This window comes from Gammaproteobacteria bacterium (assembly GCA_019748175.1).
Lineage (GTDB): Bacteria > Pseudomonadota > Gammaproteobacteria > JAIEPX01 > JAIEPX01 > JAIEPX01.
Genome location: JAIEPX010000008.1, coordinates 551585 through 572643, shown reverse-complemented (window position 1 = coordinate 572643; position 21059 = coordinate 551585). Strand labels below are relative to the sequence as shown.

Annotated in this window: 14 protein-coding genes; 11 read left to right on the top strand and 3 right to left on the bottom strand. The window is 42.2% G+C overall.

Annotated elements, in window-relative coordinates; translation table 11 throughout:
• Positions 1-702 precede the first annotated feature (702 nt).
• From mreD to K2X50_05425, 3 genes are all read right to left on the bottom strand, one after another.
• Positions 703-1182, bottom strand: coding sequence for a rod shape-determining protein MreD (gene mreD, locus K2X50_05435; protein MBX9586683.1), 480 nt, complete (start codon positions 1180-1182; stop codon positions 703-705).
• Between the two features lie 16 nt (positions 1183-1198).
• Positions 1199-1975: a rod shape-determining protein MreC gene (mreC, locus tag K2X50_05430; GenBank protein MBX9586682.1), complete on the bottom strand. Its 777-nt coding sequence runs from the start codon at positions 1973-1975 to the stop codon at positions 1199-1201.
• 70 nt (positions 1976-2045) lie between these two features.
• A complete protein-coding gene (locus tag K2X50_05425) occupies positions 2046-3095 on the bottom strand; it encodes a rod shape-determining protein (protein ID MBX9586681.1) in 1050 nt (349 codons plus the stop codon).
• A 367-nt stretch (positions 3096-3462) separates the two neighbouring features.
• On the opposite strand from K2X50_05425, the gene K2X50_05420 reads away from it, so the two are divergent.
• From K2X50_05420 to K2X50_05370, 11 genes are all read left to right on the top strand, one after another.
• Entirely contained in the window at positions 3463-5742 is a 2280-nt protein-coding gene (locus K2X50_05420) for a PQQ-binding-like beta-propeller repeat protein (protein MBX9586680.1), read from the top strand.
• A 118-nt stretch (positions 5743-5860) separates the two neighbouring features.
• A complete protein-coding gene (gatC, locus tag K2X50_05415) occupies positions 5861-6175 on the top strand; it encodes an Asp-tRNA(Asn)/Glu-tRNA(Gln) amidotransferase subunit GatC (protein MBX9586679.1) in 315 nt (104 codons plus the stop codon).
• An 8-nt stretch (positions 6176-6183) separates the two neighbouring features.
• Complete coding sequence (gatA, locus tag K2X50_05410) at positions 6184-7638, top strand: Asp-tRNA(Asn)/Glu-tRNA(Gln) amidotransferase subunit GatA (protein MBX9586678.1); 1455 nt, start codon at positions 6184-6186, stop codon at positions 7636-7638.
• Positions 7639-7743: 105 nt separating this feature from the next.
• On the top strand, positions 7744-9177 hold the full coding sequence (gatB, locus tag K2X50_05405) for an Asp-tRNA(Asn)/Glu-tRNA(Gln) amidotransferase subunit GatB (GenBank protein MBX9586677.1): 1434 nt from the start codon (positions 7744-7746) through the stop codon (positions 9175-9177).
• A 316-nt stretch (positions 9178-9493) separates the two neighbouring features.
• Positions 9494-11485: a hypothetical protein gene (locus K2X50_05400; protein ID MBX9586676.1), complete on the top strand. Its 1992-nt coding sequence runs from the start codon at positions 9494-9496 to the stop codon at positions 11483-11485.
• A 105-nt stretch (positions 11486-11590) separates the two neighbouring features.
• Positions 11591-13309 (top strand): hypothetical protein, encoded by a 1719-nt coding sequence (locus K2X50_05395; protein ID MBX9586675.1) that lies wholly within the window; start codon positions 11591-11593, stop codon positions 13307-13309.
• A 506-nt stretch (positions 13310-13815) separates the two neighbouring features.
• Positions 13816-15330, top strand: coding sequence for a hypothetical protein (locus K2X50_05390; GenBank protein ID MBX9586674.1), 1515 nt, complete (start codon positions 13816-13818; stop codon positions 15328-15330).
• A gap of 24 nt (positions 15331-15354) precedes the next feature.
• The gene (locus tag K2X50_05385) at positions 15355-15714 is read left to right on the top strand and encodes a hypothetical protein (protein MBX9586673.1); all 360 of its coding nucleotides are present in this window, start codon (positions 15355-15357) and stop codon (positions 15712-15714) included.
• 334 nt (positions 15715-16048) lie between these two features.
• The gene (locus tag K2X50_05380; protein ID MBX9586672.1) at positions 16049-17569 is read left to right on the top strand and encodes a hypothetical protein; all 1521 of its coding nucleotides are present in this window, start codon (positions 16049-16051) and stop codon (positions 17567-17569) included.
• Positions 17570-17707: 138 nt separating this feature from the next.
• Entirely contained in the window at positions 17708-19384 is a 1677-nt protein-coding gene (locus K2X50_05375; protein ID MBX9586671.1) for an inorganic phosphate transporter, read from the top strand.
• Positions 19385-19520: 136 nt separating this feature from the next.
• Complete coding sequence (locus tag K2X50_05370; protein MBX9586670.1) at positions 19521-21011, top strand: hypothetical protein; 1491 nt, start codon at positions 19521-19523, stop codon at positions 21009-21011.
• The last annotated feature ends 48 nt before the right edge of the window (positions 21012-21059 follow it).

Sequence of the window (21059 nt, the reverse complement as noted above, 5' to 3'; positions counted from 1 at the left end):
ATTGTGGTTACAATTACAGCGATGCCTCCACATGGCGTGCGGATTTCTTCGCTGTCGCCCCTGCGGTCGATGCTCATGTTGAAAACTCTTTCGCACCAGCACCTGATGACGATTCAGTTCCTTTAATTCAGCGTAAATAAAGATCAAGGGAATCTATACTTCAGCGCTGGACTGGGCAAGGCAACCTATTTAAGATCGCCTTCGTTTCGTACAAGTTCGTTGGGTTCTTAAAGTCGGCGTGAGAATCCGACTGTCTTTCCGGGAATGGCTCGCTCGGGTTCCCCTCGCTGCGCTTTATTTCCCTCCAAGAAAGTTGGATTCTTCGCCTACGCGACTCAGGATAATTTTATTTTTTCCGTGTTTCAAATTAACGTTTTTTTTTGCTGCTTTTACAGACAAAGTTAAACAATGCGCTTTGTTTCGCGATTTTTTTGAAAAAAAGTCTGCAGAGTCAGCGAAATAAAAACTTAGCACGGAGTTGAGAAGACTGGGCAAGATCTACCTTTTCAAGATCGTGAGAAACAGGATGTTTCGACCGAAGCCTACACGGATGTATTTACGGCGGTCTTGAAAAGGTTGTCTTGCCCAGTCCAACTCTTCAGATTTTCTTGAATTCTTCGATCTTTTTTGGTTTCGGCGAAAAGGCTGTCGGATTCTCGCGCCGATTATGAAAGCGGATTGAAAAATAAAAATTCTTTTTAATCAACGGATTACGAAGCGTCTTCTATAGTCACGCATGAGGATAAAAATCCATGGCCACAAAAGCCCCGTCGTAATCGACGGTATCCAAAACTGCCACGCCAAAGGCGCCTGCCCCATTAAACCCTGCATCCAAAACAACAACACCAAATAACACAACGACAACAAAACAATCACACCGACTTGCTGCCACATCGGAAACAACCTAATGCGCGTATACAACTTACTGATCACAAAAACCGCTACTGTCAAACCCAAGGCATTTTCACCCAACAATGTCCCCAACAAAACATCCAATAAAATTCCTACACACCACGCTGCCCCAATACTAAAACGCTCCGGCAATGCCAAAGCCCAATAAAAAACTACAGCCGGCACCCACAAGGGTCGGACCCACGCCGCCCAAAAGGGCAAAGGCAAAATCGTCAACATCATCGCAACGATAATCGACAAAATAATAAAAAACCAAGAACGAAAAATCATTGAATAACCCACTAAATTACCCACTCGGCCAGACTAACAAAACCTGACGACTACTATCCAAATGAGCACTCGGATAAACCGTAATCTGCGAAAAACGCTCCCCTGGTCTATGGACCACCTCAGAAACCACGCCTACAGGATAAGAAACAGGAAACCGATTTCCTAAACCCGAAGTCTCTAATGAATCCCCCACCTGAAAATCCGCCGTATCAGGCACAAACAACAACTGCAAATCATTACTCACACCCTGTCCTGCGGCAATTGCCCGACTGCCTGTTCGAGTGCTTTGCACAGGCACTGCGCTGCGAGAATCTGAAATCAACAACACCCGACTTGAATCATGATTGACCTCAATGACCTGCCCCATTACTCCGTAGGCATCCAATACCGCCTGGCCCACCACGACATGATCCTTTTGCCCTCTATTTAAAACTACCTGCCGAGTAAAAGGCGCTAAATCAACTGCTAACAATTCAGCGACCAGCATTTTACCACTGACTTTTTGCGAAGCACTCAGCAATGCGCGTAACTGATCATTCTCCTGCCGAAGCGCCCCCAACTTCTGAAGTTTTGCACGCAATATCAGCTGCTCTGTTTTCAAATGAATATTTTCAGCCGCATAATTTTGTTGCTCAGAAAAATTATTTCCAACCCAATTAATGAGACGTGCTGGAGCATCTACCATTGTCCGTATAGGTGAAATAAAAGAGGTTAAAACGGATCGAGATTGAGCAAGATATTGGTACTGATGATCAACTACCATCAGTACCAATGAGGCTATCACTAGAGCCACTAAGCGCACGCTAAGTAGCGAATCACGTTTGAATAAAACCTTAATGACGCTACTCCTTTTGTCTTACAGATCAATCGCTTGCAAGAAATCCTTCGCCCATTTTATCAATTAATTCTAGCGCTCTTCCACCCCCACGCGCAACGCAAGTAAGCGGATCTTCAGCGACGATGACAGGCAATCCAGTTTCTTCCATTAACAACCGATCAAGATCTTTCAGTAGAGCTCCACCACCGGTTAAGACCATACCCGTTTCTGCAATATCCGATGCTAATTCAGGAGGTGATTGCTCAAGAGCACTGCGCACTGCACCAATAATTCCCGACAAGGGTTCTTGTAAAGCTTCAAGTATTTCATTGCTATTCAACGTGAAACTTCGTGGCACACCTTCAGCCAAGTTTCGACCACGCACATCAATCTCACGCACTTCCGTACTAGGGAACGCAGCGCCTAATTCATGTTTAATTCGTTCTGCGGTTGCATCACCAATTAATGTTCCGTAATTACGACGAACATAATTTACGATGGCTTCATCAAATCGATCGCCACCAATTCGCACGGACGCAGAATACACAATACCGCTCAGCGATATGATAGCAACTTCAGTCGTACCACCGCCGATATCCACAACCATTGATCCGCGGGCTTCTTCCACAGGCAATCCAGCACCCATTGCTGCGGCCATTGGTTCTTCAATTAAAAAAACTTCTCTCGCCCCGGCGCCCATTGCTGATTCACGAATCGCACGACGTTCTACTTGAGTAGATCCGCAAGGCACACACACCAATACTCGAGGGCTCGGCTTTAAAAAGCGATTTTGATGCACTTTGCTAATAAAGTGCTGTAACATCTTCTCTGTAATATGAAAATCGGCAATCACACCATCTTTTAAAGGACGCGTTGCAGTAATATTTCCGGGGGTTCTGCCCAACATGCGTTTCGCTTCTAATCCTACAGCAACCACAACACTGCCCGAACCATTGCTACCATCTCCTCGACGAACCGCCACCACAGAAGGTTCATTCAGTACAATACCTTCGCCAGGTAAATAAATTAATGTATTGGCTGTACCTAAATCGATTGATAGGTCATTTGAGAATCTGCCACGTAATTTTTTCAACATTTTCGTACCTCTTTGTAAAACCCCGGTGTCCAGGCTGAGTGCAAACTCTAACGGAAAAAAAGCATAAAGAGAAGAGGAAAAGAAAGGGGTCACGTTTGAGCAAGGAGTCAGATCTAACCTTGAAACTAGCTTTCACTTCTGAATCTTATATCTCACATCTGAATGAACTGGTTTCAATGTTAGATCTTACCTAAGGAAAGCAAAGACCCGCCCCCTTCCCCTTCTTCCCAGGAAAATACTCACTGAATACGCTATAATAAAGTTATGAGAGGAAAAAATCATTAGCAAGCTGTAAACGCCCATAAATAGGGCTTTAGACAGGATACTTCTGACAAGTTATAGGTATATATAGTTGAGGAGATGTGTCATGAAAAGGTTAAGATTCCTTTGTTCCGTAGCGATCGCTATGCTTTGCATTCCGCCAATAACCTACGCCAAATCCATCGATTTACAAACACGCAGTTTCGATGATGGTCCGATAAATTCCTCGAACGTCGACAATCTGCAATTAAAATGGACTTACTTAACTGCTCCTGATACGGGCACCAACAACACCGCAATTGCCAGCATTTCATCTACACCTGCCATTAAAGGTAAGTTCATCTATTTTAATGATATGGCAGGAAATATTACCAAACTTAACCGCTTTACAGGCGCTGTCGTTTGGAAAAAAAATTACATAAATGATCTCTCAGTGCCAGGCTATGGAATTATCCAATCACGAAACACTCCGTACATTGTTGGTAACTTGGTAATCTCTGGCAGCAACTATTCATTACTCGCTCCATTATGCAAAGTTACCGGTGGCACACCTGTAGCAAACGGATGTCATACAGGTGATGGCGCAATCATAATTGCATTAGACAAAAATACGGGTAAGGTCGTTTGGCGAATAAAAGCCGATACTCACCCTGCTGGTAAAATTACAGGTTCGATCAGTGGTTATGGAAACACCATTTATGTTCCTGTTGGCAGCTGGGAAGAAGACTGGGCACGCGCCTATCCTAATATTTTCAAAAAAGATAAATATGGCAACATTGATCCTAAATCAAAATATCCGTGCTGTTCCGCAAGAGGTAGTTTGGTCGCCATCGATGTAACTAATCCAAAAATTCTTTGGAAAACCTATGTGGTACCAGGAGATGGAACATTCAATGATCCATTAGATAACAACCCAGCATTATCTTATAAAATGCAATCATTACTAACGCCAAGAGGATTCTTTGGAGCGTCCACCTACGGACATAACCCAACAATCGACGCTGATAGACAACAGGTGTATATCGCTACAGCACAAAATACCACGGCACCTAAAGTCGCTGAGGCTTGCGAAAAGTTTAGACGTGGAACGGGTTCATATCCATCATTACCTCCAGGCGTCACTTGCACTAATTTGAACGATCAATTACAAAATTACGCAAGTTCAGTGCTTGCTCTCGATATGAAAACGGGGATTATCAAATGGGTATTCCATAGTCGGCTTTATGACGCTTGGAATCACGCATGCGCTGCTCCAGACTTTTATGGATGGGGAACCGTTCCACCTTTTGTTTATCCAGTCCCATTAATTAATGCTAAAAACTGTTTTCAAGATCCTGTCGGTCCCGATATGGGATTTGGTAATCAACCAATTTTAGTTCAAGGTGTAAAATTATCTAATGGCATGACTGATGACGTTGTTATCGCTGGAAATAAAGATGGTCGATTATTTGGATTAGATCCTGATACCGGAGAACAACGTTGGGTCAGTAATGTGGATCCCGGTGGTATTTACGGTGGATTACAATTTGGACGAGCAACGGATGGAAAAAGAGTTTACTTCGGCACTACGAATTCATCGAATGTGAATCGTGATATTAATGTTCCTTTTAGATCTGCACAGACTTTCTTGGATTACAATGGGTTTAGTGCGCTAGGTGTACGGGTGGGTTTGTATAGTCAGGGCGATGCATCTCCCCTAGTTCATTACCCTGCACCTACAAGTCAAGTGATGCCATTCGTCGGACCTAATTTAGTGTTTGGAATTACTGACTACCCAGCAGATTATCCCACAACATTTCCTGATCCGAATGCGGGCCCACGAAGTCCTTTTCTCTCAGTACCTGCAAGTGGTCCACGAGAATTACGAACACTTATCAATCCACCAAGCGACGTGACTGCAGATGGAGTTACGGTGTTCAATGTTAGTGGAAAATTAAAAACGATTAACGGTACCGTCTCGGCTGTGGATGCAGGTACAGGCAAGATATTATGGCAAAGGCCTGCTAACGACGGGATTAAAGGCACATTAAACCCTGCCCAAGCCTTCGGCACGCTTACCGTGGGCAATGGTGTAGTTTACATCGGTTACTCGGACACTCGAGGTACGATGGTTGCACTGGATGCCGACACCGGGGTGAAACTCTTTCAATTTCAAAGCACTATCCCTGTAAACAACGTCATGACACCTGCCGGAGGTATTGAATCAGGCCCTCAAGTCGTGGGTCGACGGGTTTATTGGGGTATGGGCGCTGAAACTGCAGCAGATATACCCGATAAATTCGGTGAATTACACAATGGAGGTAACCGGTTATTTATGTTCATGTTACCTAATTGTTTAGATTCCCTCGAAGATTATTTGGATTTCTATACCAATTATTATGATTAACAGGGCGGGAAGGGGTCAGATCTAATGTTAGATCTGACCCCTTCCTTATAAAGCATGCCCCCCTTCCCTTGCTTCACCTAAATCCCTATACTCACTTTTTTATCAATGGAAATGGCCCATGGCTCTCACAGAATCCGATGTCAAACATGTTGCGCATCTCGCGCGAATTGCGCTGACCCCCGATGAAATTCCAGCGCACGTGAAAAATCTCTCTAAAATTCTTGAGCTCGTTGAACAAATGAATGCCGTCGACACCACAGGCATCGAGCCTATGGCACACCCCCAAGACATCACGCAGCCTCTTCGTGAAGACGTCGTCACCGAACCCAATCTCCGCGAAAAAATGCAACGCTGTGCACCGCTCACAGAAGCCGGACTTTATCTTGTTCCTAAAGTGATCGAAGATCGGATTGCTGAAACCATAGAATCTTAAGGATTATCATGAGCTTAGAAAACAAAACTCTAGCAGAACTTTCACATGATCTTGCAGCAAAAAAAGTTTCCAGCGTCGAAGTCACTCAATTTTATTTGGATCGAATTACTCAACACAATCCAACATTAAATGCCTTTATTACTGTATGCAATGAATCGGCATTAGCCTCAGCTAAAGAGGCCGATAAAAAAATCGCCAGCGGTCAAGCAAGCCCTCTCACGGGCGTACCTTACGCTCACAAAGATATTTTTTGCACGGACGGTATTAAAACATCGTGCGGATCAAAAATGCTCGATAATTTCATCGCCCCCTACGATGCAACCGTCACCACTAAATTCAAAGAAGCGGGCCTGGTCATGGTCGGCAAAACTAACATGGATGAATTTGCGATGGGTTCATCCAACGAAAATAGTTTTTACGGGCCCGTGAAAAATCCTTGGGATCTCAGCCGAATTCCTGGTGGATCGTCGGGAGGATCTGCCGCCGCAGTCGCAGCGCGATTAATTCCTGCAGCAACCGGGACAGACACCGGCGGCTCCATTCGTCAACCTGCGTCTATGTGCAACATTACGGGCATCAAACCAACCTACGGAAGAGTCTCCCGTTTTGGAATGATCGCTTTCGCATCCAGCCTTGACCAAGGCGGCCCTTTTGCTCAAACCGCTGAAGATGCCGCACTGCTTTTAAATGTTATGGCGGGTCACGATGAAAAAGATTCAACGAGTGTGAACCGTGATGTACCTGATTATACGGCTGATTTAAATAAACCCTTAACAGGCCTCACAGTGGGTTTCGCAAAAGAACATTTCGCCAGCGGACTTGAAAATGATGTTGCTGTTGTTATTCAAGAAGCCATCAACGAATTAAAAAAATTGGGCGCAACCGTAAAAGAAATTAGTTTACCTAATACACATCTAGCGGTTCCAGCCTATTATGTCATTGCACCTGCAGAATGCTCTTCTAATTTAGCGCGCTTTGATGGCGTCCGTTATGGTCACCGTTGCGAAAATCCCAAAAATCTCGAGGAACTGTATTGTCGCAGTCGCGGTGAAGGATTTGGTCAAGAAATTAAACGACGCATTATTGTCGGAACATACGCTTTATCTTCAGGTTATTACGATGCGTATTATTTAAGAGCGCAAAAAATTCGGCGGCTCATCTGCAATGATTACCAAAACGCCTTTAATTCTGTCGATATTATAGTAGGTCCAACAGCACCGTCCCCTGCTTTTAAACTGGGTGAAAAAGTGGATGATCCTGTGAGCATGTATCTTTCGGATATTTATACCATAGGTGTAAACCTTGCCGGATTACCCGGAATGTCGATCCCAGCAGGCTTCGTAAAAAGCTTACCTGTTGGTTTACAATTAATCGCTAACTACTTTGAAGAATATCGATTATTTAATGTCGCTCATCAGTTTCAACAAGCCACTGATTGGCACAGCAAAAGGGGTCAGATCTAATATTTATATATTCTTAGGCTTGCTGTCTGAAAAATAGAGATGTATCAGACATAGAATGTATTAATCTTAGATCTGACACCTTACTCCTAACATAGGGCATAGTTTATGGAATGGGAAACAGTTATTGGTTTAGAAGTGCACGTGCAATTATCTACGCACTCTAAAATTTTTTCTGGAGCAGCTACTGCCTACGGCGCTGATCCTAATACTCAAGCGTGCGCCATTGATTTAGGCATGCCCGGCGTACTGCCCGTTTTAAATAAAAAAACTGTTGAAAAAGCCATCATGTTAGGGCTCAGTATTGATGCTGAAATTGCTCACAAATCGGTTTTTGCACGAAAAAATTATTTTTATCCTGATTTGCCAAAAGGTTATCAAATTAGTCAATTTGAACTTCCTATAGTTGGCAAAGGTCATCTCGATGTTCAACTGGATGAAAATACTTCAAAACGAATCGGTATTACACGTGCGCATCTAGAAGAAGATGCGGGCAAATCACTGCACGAAGATTTTCACGGTCAATCCGGAATTGATTTAAATCGCGCGGGCACCCCTTTGCTCGAAATTGTGTCTGAACCTGATATGCGTTCGGCCAAAGAAGCAGTTGCTTATTTAAAAACCTTGCACAGTCTTGTGCGCTATTTGGATATCAGCGATGGCAATATGCAAGAGGGTTCCTTCCGCTGTGATGCGAATGTGTCGGTTCGCCCTAAAGGTGAAATAAAATTCGGCACTAGGGCCGAAATTAAAAATGTAAATTCATTTCGATTTGTAGAGCGCGCGATTAATTATGAAGTCGCTCGACAAATTGACTTGCTGGAAAACGGCGGAAAAGTTATTCAAGAAACGCGATTATACGATGCCGATCGAAACGAAACGCGATCGATGCGTGGAAAAGAAGAAGCCAACGATTATCGTTATTTTCCTGATCCGGATTTATTACCGCTGGTGTTGGATGATCAAACCATACAAGCCATTCGGACCACCCTTCCAGAGTTGCCTTGGCAGCGTCGTGAACGTTTTCAATCTGATTTCGGATTAAGTCATTATGATGCGCATAGCCTATCCATCTCTCGCGAAATGGCCGATTTTTTCGAATCCACCGTTAAAGCGACCAAGGCAACCCCTAAAATTACATCGAATTGGGTGCTGGGTGATTTCTCTGCTTTTTTGAATAAAGATCAAAAAGAAATTACTGAAAGTCCTTTGTCCGCTCAGCAACTAGCACAATTACTCGATAGAATCGCCGACAACACCATATCGGGCAAAATTGCTAAAACTGTTTTCGAAGCCATGTGGGCCGGTGAAGGCGATGCCGATAAAATCATTGCCGCTCAAGGACTTACTCAAATTACTGACACCAGTGCGATTGAAAAAATCATCGATGAGATTATCGCGAGCAATCCCGATCAATTAGCGCAATACCGTGCAGGTGCTGATAAATTGTTTGGGTATTTTGTGGGACAAGTGATGAAAGCCACCCAGGGTAAGGCGAATCCTCAACAAGTTAACGAATTACTTAAGAAAAAATTAGGGTGAGCGCCTTAAAATTCCTCTATTTTTTTGAACAACAGTTATCGGCCAAGGAAAATCATTTGAATTAAAGGTGTTACAAGACTTTCCTTACGCGATGAGGGGGTTTAGGGGAGAGAATCGTGATTCTCTCCCCTAAGTATATAAAAGGAAGCATCTCCCGGTTTTAAAATCAACCCTCATGGATACAGAAAATTGAGTGTCCAAAACACCTAAAATCCTTGACTGGGAGATGCTGTTATTTGAAAAAATCACTTTACCTCTTCAACTAGCCGTAATACAATGACGAACAATTTTTAACATAAATAGACAGGAGTCAATTATGTCCAAGCCACTAGTGGAACCAATATCCACTGCATCTTTGTCACCACTAACATGGGTGAGAAAACTATTTATACCTGATGCGATGACAGGTTATATCAGTCAAGAAGAGTTCGCAAAGTTCCAACAAGATATTTCTGAATCGGAAAAAATTGAACAAAGAAAAATCAAGAGAACAGCTGAAGACGGCAAAGAAGTAAAACTTGGTGAAGCCCCTAAGAAAGGCAGCAAAATTGAAGATGTATTTAATAGAAAGACCGATAATCCTGAAGTCTATCTCGCTTTCAGTTTTAAAGATCTTTTAAAAGCTGCAATACTTAAAGCCTATGGTTTTGATGGATATAATCGTGTAACGAATAAATATATCACTGCTAGAGGTGAAGAATACTCCTATAAAGATCACGCATTTAACAAATTACTGCATACTGTAGGATTTTTTGGCTTTCCGAATCGAGCTGACAACCGGGAGACCACCAAGAATAAAGCTAAGCTAGACAACGAAACTGAAGAAAAAGAATATCCCACCGCATTTAATTTTCCAAAACTCAGCGTTACCCAATTTTTGCTTAACTTCGTAGGTGGATGGCATCGAGATAGAATCATTATAGACGAAAATAAAAAGTTAAAAGGGATACGCGCAAACAAAGCGATCAAGTTAATACAAATACCAGCCTCATTCTTCAAGGTTGTTATATTTGCTCTTAAATGGGCGACATTCCCGTTTAAATTCGCACTTAATCTTGTTAAATTTATCACAGAGGTTTTTCCAACACTGATTTCGGATGCGACTGCTCAAGGCATTGGCTATCAAGTGAGACTAATTGATGAAAACAACAAAGCAGATGAAGACGCTAAAGGTTATATTATTGGTAATGTGGCCCTAATTGGTTTCTTAGGACTTATTTACCTCCCTTTTAAAATTGCAGCGATTGTCGGCACAGCCCTCACTTCTCCTGCGATCAGCGCCGAATTAGCTTTTGCTACCGGTCGATCATTTAAAATCGATAATAGGCCATGGGCTACTTCAATTCTTGGTATAACGTTCGGCAGCATTGGTATTGCTCTTAGTATTGGCTTAACCATAGCCTTATGGTCTTTAGGTATTCCGCTGGTAGTAGGTGGAGCAATGACTTTCGCTCCTGCGTTTTTCACTCCTATTGTCACCTGGTTCTTGCAACTCCCCTTGATAGGCACCACGATCGGGATGATTCATGGTTCTCTCATTCCTCTGAGCAGTGTCATTGGAGCGGCCTTCACTCCTTATATAACAGCCATAACAGGTTTAGCTGTAGGATTACAGATACCTGCTGAAGCTATTGCACTCGGTGCTACATTAGCGGTACTCGTTGCACCCTCAGCGTCCTTTTTAAGTTTTGTCGCTGGCAAACTCAGTGATTATTGGGCATTAGCCGGAAAATATGGAATGATTGGCGTGTTCAGACAGTACTATTTTCCTCCAGAAGGGTACAAACCACTGATAGAAGATGATAAACCTGATGGGGACACTGAATATCCGATGCTGAATTTATACGGTACTGAGAAAGACGGTGCTATTGCAAAAAATCCAACAACTGGGCTTTATGCTCCAAGCCCAGGTAAAGGTAAAGACAGATCTGGTCAACAAAAACAGGGCTCGCATTCAGCTAACGCGGGGTCTGGAACTCTTGAGATCTTTCCTGGTGCTGATGATGACAGACAGGCTTTCGAGTCTAGAACAATAACCGATGCAGAACTTCAAGAGGTTACAGAGGGTCTTCAACTAGACATCTCGCCTAGATCTCAAAAGGCAGCAGCACTTGCTCAACAAAGAAAAAGTAGCCTAGATGGCGCTGATGATGCTACCATCACTGCTGCGAACGCAGGTCGTGGAGCTTCTGTAGAACAGTCGGAACGTGCTACTAGTCCAACACGAGCCACCTCAGGTGGGCGCGGTAAAAACCTAACTGGCACTACCCCTTATATAGCCGGAGAAGTAGTTACTAATAAGTTTTAGTAGAATTTGTGCACAACTTATGATTCTGATTGAATTAAGGCTTTACTTTAACCTAAAGCCCATGTACAATGCCCCTTTAAATGTAAACACCGATAGGAGTGATATATGTCTATAATGAATTATTTACGCGCAGCTTCAATAGGAGGCTGGATAAAAGACTTAGTAATCGATAAATCAGCATCTTATACATACGCTATAAACAAAAGGTTAGATGCTAAGGCTAATGATCTTCAAACACTAGCCGGAGCGGTTCCATTAACAACACTTGGTTCAGAAACACTACCAGAATCTCCTACCCTTACTGCCGATGAGATAGCCGAAGTACAAGAATATGCTCGCCCTCCTCGTATAGACCCTGATCATATTTGGGCTGGTGCTTTCATAGAAACCTTTGGTTTCGATGGGTTCGATTTACCTTCTACAAAAGTAACCTATAGCACCGGTGATCATGATGTAAATGTTCGTACAGAAAAAGCTAGGTTCACTGGCAATAAGTTGTCTCCATTATTAGCTTTTATCATGTTTTTGGGCCTACCTTCTCGTGTTGTAGTCGTTAATAAAGAGGGAAATCCAAGGATTGACCCTAAACAATTACTAAGAAACTTGTTTGGTGGTTGGGATAATCCTGCGCGCAATCAAGATACGAGAAAAGCTGCCGCAAAGAAAAACTGGTGGAATCGAGCTTTTATCCCAGTTAAAATTATAATCGCTGTAGTTCACCTTGCTCTTTGGATTCCCAAATTAGCATTAAATGTTTTAAAAACCCCGTTCCTATTTTTCCCTCTAGTCATTACGAGCTATTTGGGTAAACTCAATGGTTATTTAGCGTATAGAACGGAAGCTAATTGGGTTAAACCTGGGGCACTCAATAATTTAGCTGCTGTTTTTATTCTAGCTCCAGCAACGGCTATTGTTGGCCTTCTTCATAACCCTTTTAGATTTGTCCCATTAATTACCCGAGCTTTTTTTGCTCCTGAACAAAGTGCGCGATTAGCGTGGACGTTTGGTAAGGCAATCAAAGGTCATCCTTATATAGGACTTATTGTAGGTACAATTGCTGTATTAATGAGTATCGCGTTATCAACCGCGCTATGGATCATTGCATTCCCAGTAATTATTACGCTGGCAGTTAAAGAAATACCTGCTCTTACTCCTTTACTGAATTCGATTGCTCAGCTACCTATTGTGGCTTCTAGCGTGACATTCATCAGTGGTAAGTTTGCGCTGGTTGTTGGTAGTTTACCTGCTGCATTCACTTCAGCTGCCGCATCACTCGCTAGTTTAGTAGGACTCACCTTAACAGCTCCTGCTGTTGCAGTGGGCGCTACAGTGGCTGCCGTATCTGCTCCTACTGCTATTATTGGTAGCCGATCTGCTGACGAACTCAGCAACTCTTTTGCGCGCTGGCAAAAAGGTGGGATCCTTGCTTGGGTCTACAGTGCGTTTACTAAGATTAACAACATGATTGTTGGTTCTAAAGGTAAGAAAGGATATGTTCCTCTACCAGATAATGACGACAACTCACCTAGAAAAGATGGCACTGATAAAGAAGACGGAAACAAAGGCACTGCTACTAATAAAGATGCAGAACCTGAAGTTGTATCTTCACCAGAGGCAAGAAGACGGGCTGCTGAATTAGCTAATGCTAAGAAAGATGCAGGCACTTCTGATGAAGAGGCTCTGAGGAAAGGAAAAACTGCAGCTGAGACACCTAATTCAGGCAGCAAATCTCCTGAAGCTGGTAAAAAATCTACCGCAGCAGAAGGCCACGAGGAAGAAGACCTTGTAAGCCGTGACTCTGCTAAAGGGCTTGGTAAAGAGTAACACTCTCCTCTAGAGACTACTGAAAAATATCCGTAGTTTCTAGATGCTCTCAAAATGGCGCGCTTTGACTAAATCAAACGCGCCATTTTTTTTGACAGCATCTCCCGGTTAAAGATTTTGGATGTTTTCCTCACTCAATGCCCTTTATTAGGAACTGTTGACTTTATAACCGGGAGATGCTTCCTTTAATATATTTAGGGGAGAGAATCACGATTCTCTCCCCTAAAACCCCTCATCGCGAAAGGAAAAGCTTTTACCCTAGATTTTACTTTACTTTTTCAATTAATAATCGTAAAATTCTCATAAATCCTTCACCGCTTTGGCTAGAATGGCTAAAACGTTTAGACTTTGTCCAGATTGTGTGAATAATTACAACGTGTGGAGCTAATTATTACATGCCTTTACTTATAGATCCCGCTAAACCCTACTCTAAAAGTCTTAGTGATTGGATTGCACAGTATTTCTTAGTTCCTACCCTTTGGTCTTCCGATAATGATACAACTCACATGTTGAATAATGTGGTGAACGGCGCTTTTCTGGTGACTTATGGGTTCGATGGATACGATCTCACGAAAAATGCCTACTACAACACTGAATCAAGTGAAATCATTGAGTATACATCACTCACATTAGATCCCTGGCTCGCCCTCGCTAGTTTCTTAGGCTTACCAACTCGTACCGATGTCGTTGAAGAAGAAGCCAATGAACAAAGTCAACTGACTGATACAACTCAGGATAATTCAATATCTGCTACTGTTGATTTCTTCACCGAATCTGCTCCTGTAGCGCCTACTAAAATTTCTTATCCCAAAATTTCCCTTACTCAATTTTTTCTGAAAAATTTTATTGGTGGATGGCAATGGTCGAACATGTCGACAGAGAAAAAAATAACGCAAATCATAGGGTTGTTGATAAAAGTTCCTGTTATTTTTCCTTTTAAAATCTTCACACTATTTCTTAAAATCCCGCTGAATATACTCAAATTTTTCACAGAATTTCTACCTTTAATACTGACCACTCTCACAATCGTTGCAGTGATATGGCTTGCTCTCAAAGTTTCTGAATACTCAGGGACGAAAGTTAAAAAGACTCATGGCAAGAAACCCTCGGAAGCGGATAAAAAACTGTCCGATCTTTGGAAAATTCCTGCTGTCTTTTTATCCATTATCACGGTCGCGCTGACCCTCATTTATCTTGCAATAAGAGTCTTTTATATTACCGGAAGAGCCCTAACTGCACCCTTACATAGCATGAGCATCGCTTTTGAATACGCTCAGGAACTCAAGGTTCCCTTTGTCAGTCAGCATACGAGTCAAAGGATTATGTTTTTCGTGGGCGGCCTCTTTGCTCTGGTCAGTCTTGCTTTTTCGGCCAGCCTCTGGGCCTTCGCTCTGCCCTTGTTATTCGGTTCGATTGTAGTGTATTTACCAAAAATTGCTCAACTCGCTACCACCGTATTGAATTGGCCATTTATGGCACATCTTATATCAAACCTATCAGTTGTTTTCACTGCTGTTGGTGGCGGGCTGAATGCAGTATTCGGCGCTCTACTCACGACTTCTTCTGGTTTGTTAGGCTTTCAACTCTCTACTACTTTTATAACGACCGGACTGACACTCGGTGCAATCGTTACTCCTATCGCCACGTTCTTAAGCCTAGCCGCTGATAAGCTCAGCGATAAATGGTTCACTTGGCATGAGGGAGGCTTTTTTACGTCTCTGCTATTTGCTCCCCCAGATTCAGAGGATACTTCTTATACTCCATTAATCGATCAAACCCCAAAACAAAGCCCGGTGACAGGGAATACTACTTCCCCTGGTGCGCAAGGTATCGTATCATCTGCTATAACTTCTGAATGGACTGCTCATGATGGACATATGGGTGCTGTGAAGTCTCAGAAACGCGCTGAGGGGCAAGAGGGCCTCACCACTTCAGGCACTGCTCCAACTAAAGGCTCAGGAGATCAGAACTCAGATAACCCTGACTATGGCCCCGATGGGCAACTACTTGCAGAGTTATAGCGTTTTTATTATGAGGATTTAACCATGTCTACACTAACGGTATTTGGAAATTACTCTAAAAAGCAACATCAAATGGCACGACTTGAAGATTATTCCCGTGCGATCGTTCATTTGGAAAATTCTATCGTGAAGGTAAAGGAAAATTACAAAAATGGTCTGGACTACATCAAAAAATTAGAAGCCGACAGAGAAATCACTACTGATGAATTACAACTACGACAAATAGACGTAGACATTAAATACCTTCGCGAACATTTTGACCCTACCGAAATGAATCAAAAAATTACCAACCTCGAAACCAAATTAAAAAATCATCGTATCCGCTTGAAAAAACTGTATGAAAAACACACGGTGAAAAAGCCAACTGAAACTGAAACTGCATAATCTCAAGCTAAGCAATAAACAGTTCTTTACATTCCTTCACTTCAAAAATACAATCACACAATATCAGACTTTTAGGTTAAGAATGCAGGGATAATACATTCACCCTAAATTCTGTTGTTGTTGCGTTGTAACCACTCACCACCTTGGCTAGAATGGCCAAAACGTTCAGATTTTGTCCAGGTTGGGTGAAAAAATTGATTTTAAAACCGGAGTTTACTCTTGATAAATGAGGATTTTAAAATCAATTTTTACGCACAAGATGGGCAAAATATGGACGTTTCCATCGTGTGGTGAATAGTTATGTTTAGTTATTTAAATAGGAAGGAACTCTGACATGGCCTTAGTCAAACCCTTAATGCTCAATAGCTTGTCCGTAAAACAATGGTTTCAACATATTTTTTTGTATGACCCCAAAAAATTCAATCAAGGATACTCTGCAATGCCTGAAGTCCACCAGGCGCTGCCCAAAAAAAGCATCCTTACTATTTTTAAACATCATCTCGATAGTACCTTCTTAGAGGTCTACGGCTTTGATGGTCTCGATGAAGTGACCAAAGAAATTACTACTGCCGAAGGTCAAATTAATAAAGAAACAGGTAAACATTATACTTACGACAGTGACAAACTTCCGTGGAAACTCGCTGTGATGTCATTTTTTGGCATTCCAAATCGAATCAAATATATCGAAGTTACTGATAAATCACTCGTTATCGATGGTAGACAAGTTGCAAAGAATTTTGTAGGCGGACTCAATGAAAAAGCCGGCGAAGAAAAATTGTTTTGGCAAAATCTTGCTTCCTTCACCATAAAGCCATTCATTTTTATCATCAAATCGGCTTTAATTTTCTTTAAAACACCCCTCAACATATTGAAATTACCAACAGAATTTTTGACCCTGTTAATTTGGCGTTTTTCTGAAGAAACCTTGAATCTTCTCGATCAAGAATTAGCACGTGAATGGGCAACTCCTCAAAAAGATACTGGCCCGTGGTTACTTAAAGGTATTAAGTTATTTGCAGAAGGTCTTGGATTAGCTTTATTAGGAGTTGCACTGGCCAGTTCACGAATTTTATCCATTGCAATCCGTGCCGTTTTATCACCTACACACAGTGCGAAAGCCGCCCTTGGATTTGGTCGTACGTTAGAGAATAAATGGTTAGGCTGGATAGTCGGTATTCTAGCCCTTGTAGCCAGCATTGCTTTCACACTAACTGTTTGGGCTATAGGACTGTCTCTGATAATCGGTGCGGTAACAACCTTAATTCCTGCGACAATTCCTCTACTCACTGCACTATCGAAATTACCTGTAATCGCAGCATCGATAGGCTTTATCAAGGGTAGCTTGGCCAGTATCTCTATTGGCATTGGCGCAGCCTTTGGCCCTTCTGCGACCGCTGTAGGCGCCTTGTTTGGATTAAAAATTTCAGTGAATGCTATTGCCGTGGGCGCTACTTTCGGTGTGATAGTGGCCCCTACCGCCACCTTCTTAAGCTGGGGTGCCGATAAGTTCAGTAACTCTTGGGCAGACTGGGTTGAAGGCGGACTTACTGACAATATCCTAAAAGCAATTGTATTATCGGGTGGTTATACTAAAGTAGCTGAACCTGATGAAATACCGTTACAAAAACAGCCGCAGCCTAAGCCTGGCGCCAATAACTCCACACCCACTACGCCCTCAGGTAAAGCACGAAGTGCAGTTAAGAAGAAAGACGGTGATGAAACGGTTGCCGGAAAAGCCTCTCATTTTGATTTCGACGATTCTACTGAACTAGGCTCCGGTAAAAAGAAAGCACCGACTCCTGTTAAACCTCATGTCAACTCTTTCAAGGACGATGATAGTGAGCTTGCCTATTAATAAGGCGTCGCGTTAACCCTGGATATTGCACAAACACTCTACTGCGAGCCCTTCAGGCGCAAGAAGTGACGCCCTTCAATGATTCACATTGATGATCTTTCATGATATAATGGCCCGTTTATAAATAAGAGTAGTGTAATGAGTACGATTAAAGAAGAAGCGCAAGATTCACCCCTTATTAAGCCGGGAAAGCCTGGGTCATTAACATTCAAACAATGGGCATCTAAACACATACACTCACTCTTCTGGGGAGATGCAGCTAGTTTTGAGAAATTAGTAAAGCAGTATCAAAATCCACACGACACGCCCGCAAACACCGATAATTTCAGTTTCTTTAGCTCAACATTCTTAATGGTGTACGGCATCGACGGATACGAGCCTACTACTCACATGATAACCCCGGCTCACCGTCATTCTGCTGGGGAGTTACAAGAAGCCTATGAATATAAGGGCGAAGCTTTATCGCCTTGGTTAATGCTAGCATCCTTTGTTGGTCTACCAACGCGAACAGGCTGTAGTGAATCTGCATCACCACCCTCATCGCCAAGCTATAAAAAACGTATAGAAGAAACTAGCCCACTCACTGAAGATGAAACACCTCCGACTGTGACTCTGTCCAAAATGCCAAAACTGACCGGTTTGGGAATTCTTAAAAATATGATCGGTGGTTGGGACACATTACCTGACGAAGATAAATATCAAGAAAAAAAAATATGGCAATGGGTTGTTTTATTTCCCGTTAAATTACCGATTATTTTTCCAATCAAATTTATTTCTATTTTTTTCAAGCTACCCCTTAATATCATCAAAACATTTACCGAATTACTTCCCTCTTTTGCAACTTACGGTCTACATATTGCGATGGCAAAAATTTATGCAAAAATCGCTACACTTGATGAAGCCGACGACGCAGACGAAGTGTGGAAAATCCCTAAAATATTGGCTTTATCAATCCTATCAGTTTGCTTAGCTCTGCTGCATATGAGCTTCAAAGTACTTACCATAATCGGCAGAGCACTCTTCTCTCCCCATAAAAGCTCTAACTTGGCGAGCGCGTATGGTGGTGAAGTGAACAAAAAATTAGGCTTTCTTGTCTATTATTTAAACAAACTTATTACGGGACTTTTTTGGGCTACTGCTATTCCTTTAGCACTTGGCGCTGCAATTATTTATTTCCCGAACATCGTTGTCCCTATCATCACTTGGTTTGGAAATCTTCCACCCGTTGCAATAGCACTTCATGCAATGAACGGAGCCTTAGTTTCGTTCACTACTGAATTTTTTGCTTACGATATTACACCTACCGTTGCTGCTCTGGCCACATTACTTCATATTCCAGTTCCTGAAACTATAGCTCTTATCGGTGCCACGCTCGGTTTTTTTGGTTCTACCATCATCGTGATTATAATGACCTGGTTTGCCACGCCATTCAGTGACAAATGGGCAGCATGGCATGAAGGCGGACCTTTTACCACGTGGTTACCGTCAAAATGGAATGCGATCACCACTTATCTATCGCCTTTAGTTAATAGTCCTGCCCCAAAAGAAGAGACTGAACTTAAAATAGTCACCTCAGGAAAACCAGACGGTTCTGGAGCTGATCCTAGCAAAAAAGCTACAACACTCGTAGACAATAAAACTAAGCTTCACGGTGCCGCAAATGATGGATCAACATCGGCTGATGGAATGATTGCTCGAGTGGAAGGTGAACCACTTTTAAGTCCGCGACTGGGTCGACCTCAGCATACTTCAGCGCCATCGTCACTCACTTCAACAAATGATACTGTTATCGATTTTGGTTTCGATAACAAATAAGAGACTTACAAGAAGTATTATTGCTAGAGTATTTATATAGAGAGTGCTCTGTTAAGAAGTTTATAGTTTTTAGATTAATTTAGACTGTTAAGATTTTGGATACATCTACCAGTCATACTGTTGTGAGGAATGCGATATGAAACATCATGGTGAATTAGAGAAAAAGCCCAAAGTTGAAGAAAAAAAAATCAGCTTTCTAACACGTTATAAGCAAAAGTTTACAACTCTATTTAAATCAAATTTTTTTCCTGATGGCTATGATGAAATAAAAGGGAAATACACTTACCCAAACATCCCCACTGAAATAAAAAATGATACTTCAGAATTTTGGATGTACTTCGTCGCTTTTTTGGGACTCCCTTCAAGACCTAAAGCATTTTTAAATAGAGAAAGAAAAGTCGTTCATCAACTCACGTGGGGACAGTTCTTAAAAAATCTTATTGGTGGTTTGGATTTTGCAAAAGATACCAGTTCAACCAAAAAATACTTACAATTAATAGGGATATTTCCGATTCCAATAAAGATTGGAGTAATTTTACTATTTAAACTTGTGACATTCCCCTTTAAGTTTCTTTTGAATATTGTAAAACTCATGATATTAGTTCTCGTACCTATATTATTAGATATTCTCGATGAAATTGGTGGCTCATTTATAGGAATATTCGATTACCTTGCAGAAAAATTACCTTTGCCGCTTAATTATATACTTACGTTGATTAGTTTTATCTTAACGTTAGTCCTTTTTTTGGTATTATTACCATTATACGTAGCGTCCTTTACCTTGAGCCTCGTTGCTGGAATTGCTTTAGCTCCACTTTCATGGACAAGAACTGTTTATAATTATTTTAGTTATACTATAATTGCTAGTATTTTCGCGCTATTTACTCTGGCTGTTGCAGCCACGGTTTGGGCAATTGCATTACCCTTCGTGATTACCGGCATCCTCGCACTATTCCCTTCTTTAATGGGCGTCGTCACTTTTGTTACTCACATTCCTGTTATTGCGTCAGTGTTAGCTGCTTACACTGCAACGTTTTTAGGCGTAAGCGCCTCAATTGGTACACTTTTTCTCCCTTATATCACAGCACTCACTGGTCTGTTCGGAATAACACTGTCTACTGCAGTCGTTTCCATCGCTAGCGCAGCAACTATCGGCATTATGGCTGCTTTAATTGCAGTTCCAGCCTGTTATATCGCGGACACGCTGAGCGATCGATGGGCAGATTGGCATACTGGCGGACTTTTATATGCAATTTTAGCTGCAAAAGCTCCAAAAACTACAAGAATCACTTACACTAGACATTATTCAGACACTGAATTCGTTGAATTAGTTGAAACTGGATCCAAGAAAACCCAACAGTGGCAACAAATTCCTGTTCCTTCGGAATCAGAAGAAGCTGTAAATCTTAAGCGCGCTCAGCAGCGCGGATTTGGAAAAGCAAATGGTGCTGATACCGGAGCCTCAAAAACTTGGCAAAGATACGACACTGGTGATTTCGAAACTGGCGATACAGAATTTGATGCGATGGCTAACCATTTTCTATCCGGACAAACTGGCAAAGCGCCAATGGGCCAGAGGGTCGAAGTACTCGATGAAGACGCAGCACAAGCTAATGATTTTAACTAACCTTGTGATTCTGTATTTTTTCACTTGACAGGAGTAGCTTGACCAACA

Coding starts and splice junctions, on each gene's coding strand:
- gatA (MBX9586678.1), top strand. CDS start 6,184: ATGAGCTTAGAAAACAAAACTCTAGCAGAACTTTCACATGATCTTGCA.
- K2X50_05385 (MBX9586673.1), top strand. CDS start 15,355: ATGTCTACACTAACGGTATTTGGAAATTACTCTAAAAAGCAACATCAA.
- K2X50_05400 (MBX9586676.1), top strand. CDS start 9,494: ATGTCCAAGCCACTAGTGGAACCAATATCCACTGCATCTTTGTCACCA.
- gatC (MBX9586679.1), top strand. CDS start 5,861: ATGGCTCTCACAGAATCCGATGTCAAACATGTTGCGCATCTCGCGCGA.
- K2X50_05370 (MBX9586670.1), top strand. CDS start 19,521: ATGAAACATCATGGTGAATTAGAGAAAAAGCCCAAAGTTGAAGAAAAA.
- K2X50_05395 (MBX9586675.1), top strand. CDS start 11,591: ATGTCTATAATGAATTATTTACGCGCAGCTTCAATAGGAGGCTGGATA.
- K2X50_05380 (MBX9586672.1), top strand. CDS start 16,049: ATGGCCTTAGTCAAACCCTTAATGCTCAATAGCTTGTCCGTAAAACAA.
- K2X50_05390 (MBX9586674.1), top strand. CDS start 13,816: ATGTTGAATAATGTGGTGAACGGCGCTTTTCTGGTGACTTATGGGTTC.
- gatB (MBX9586677.1), top strand. CDS start 7,744: ATGGAATGGGAAACAGTTATTGGTTTAGAAGTGCACGTGCAATTATCT.
- mreD (MBX9586683.1), bottom strand. CDS start 1,182: ATGATTTTTCGTTCTTGGTTTTTTATTATTTTGTCGATTATCGTTGCG.
- K2X50_05425 (MBX9586681.1), bottom strand. CDS start 3,095: ATGTTGAAAAAATTACGTGGCAGATTCTCAAATGACCTATCAATCGAT.
- K2X50_05420 (MBX9586680.1), top strand. CDS start 3,463: ATGAAAAGGTTAAGATTCCTTTGTTCCGTAGCGATCGCTATGCTTTGC.
- K2X50_05375 (MBX9586671.1), top strand. CDS start 17,708: ATGAGTACGATTAAAGAAGAAGCGCAAGATTCACCCCTTATTAAGCCG.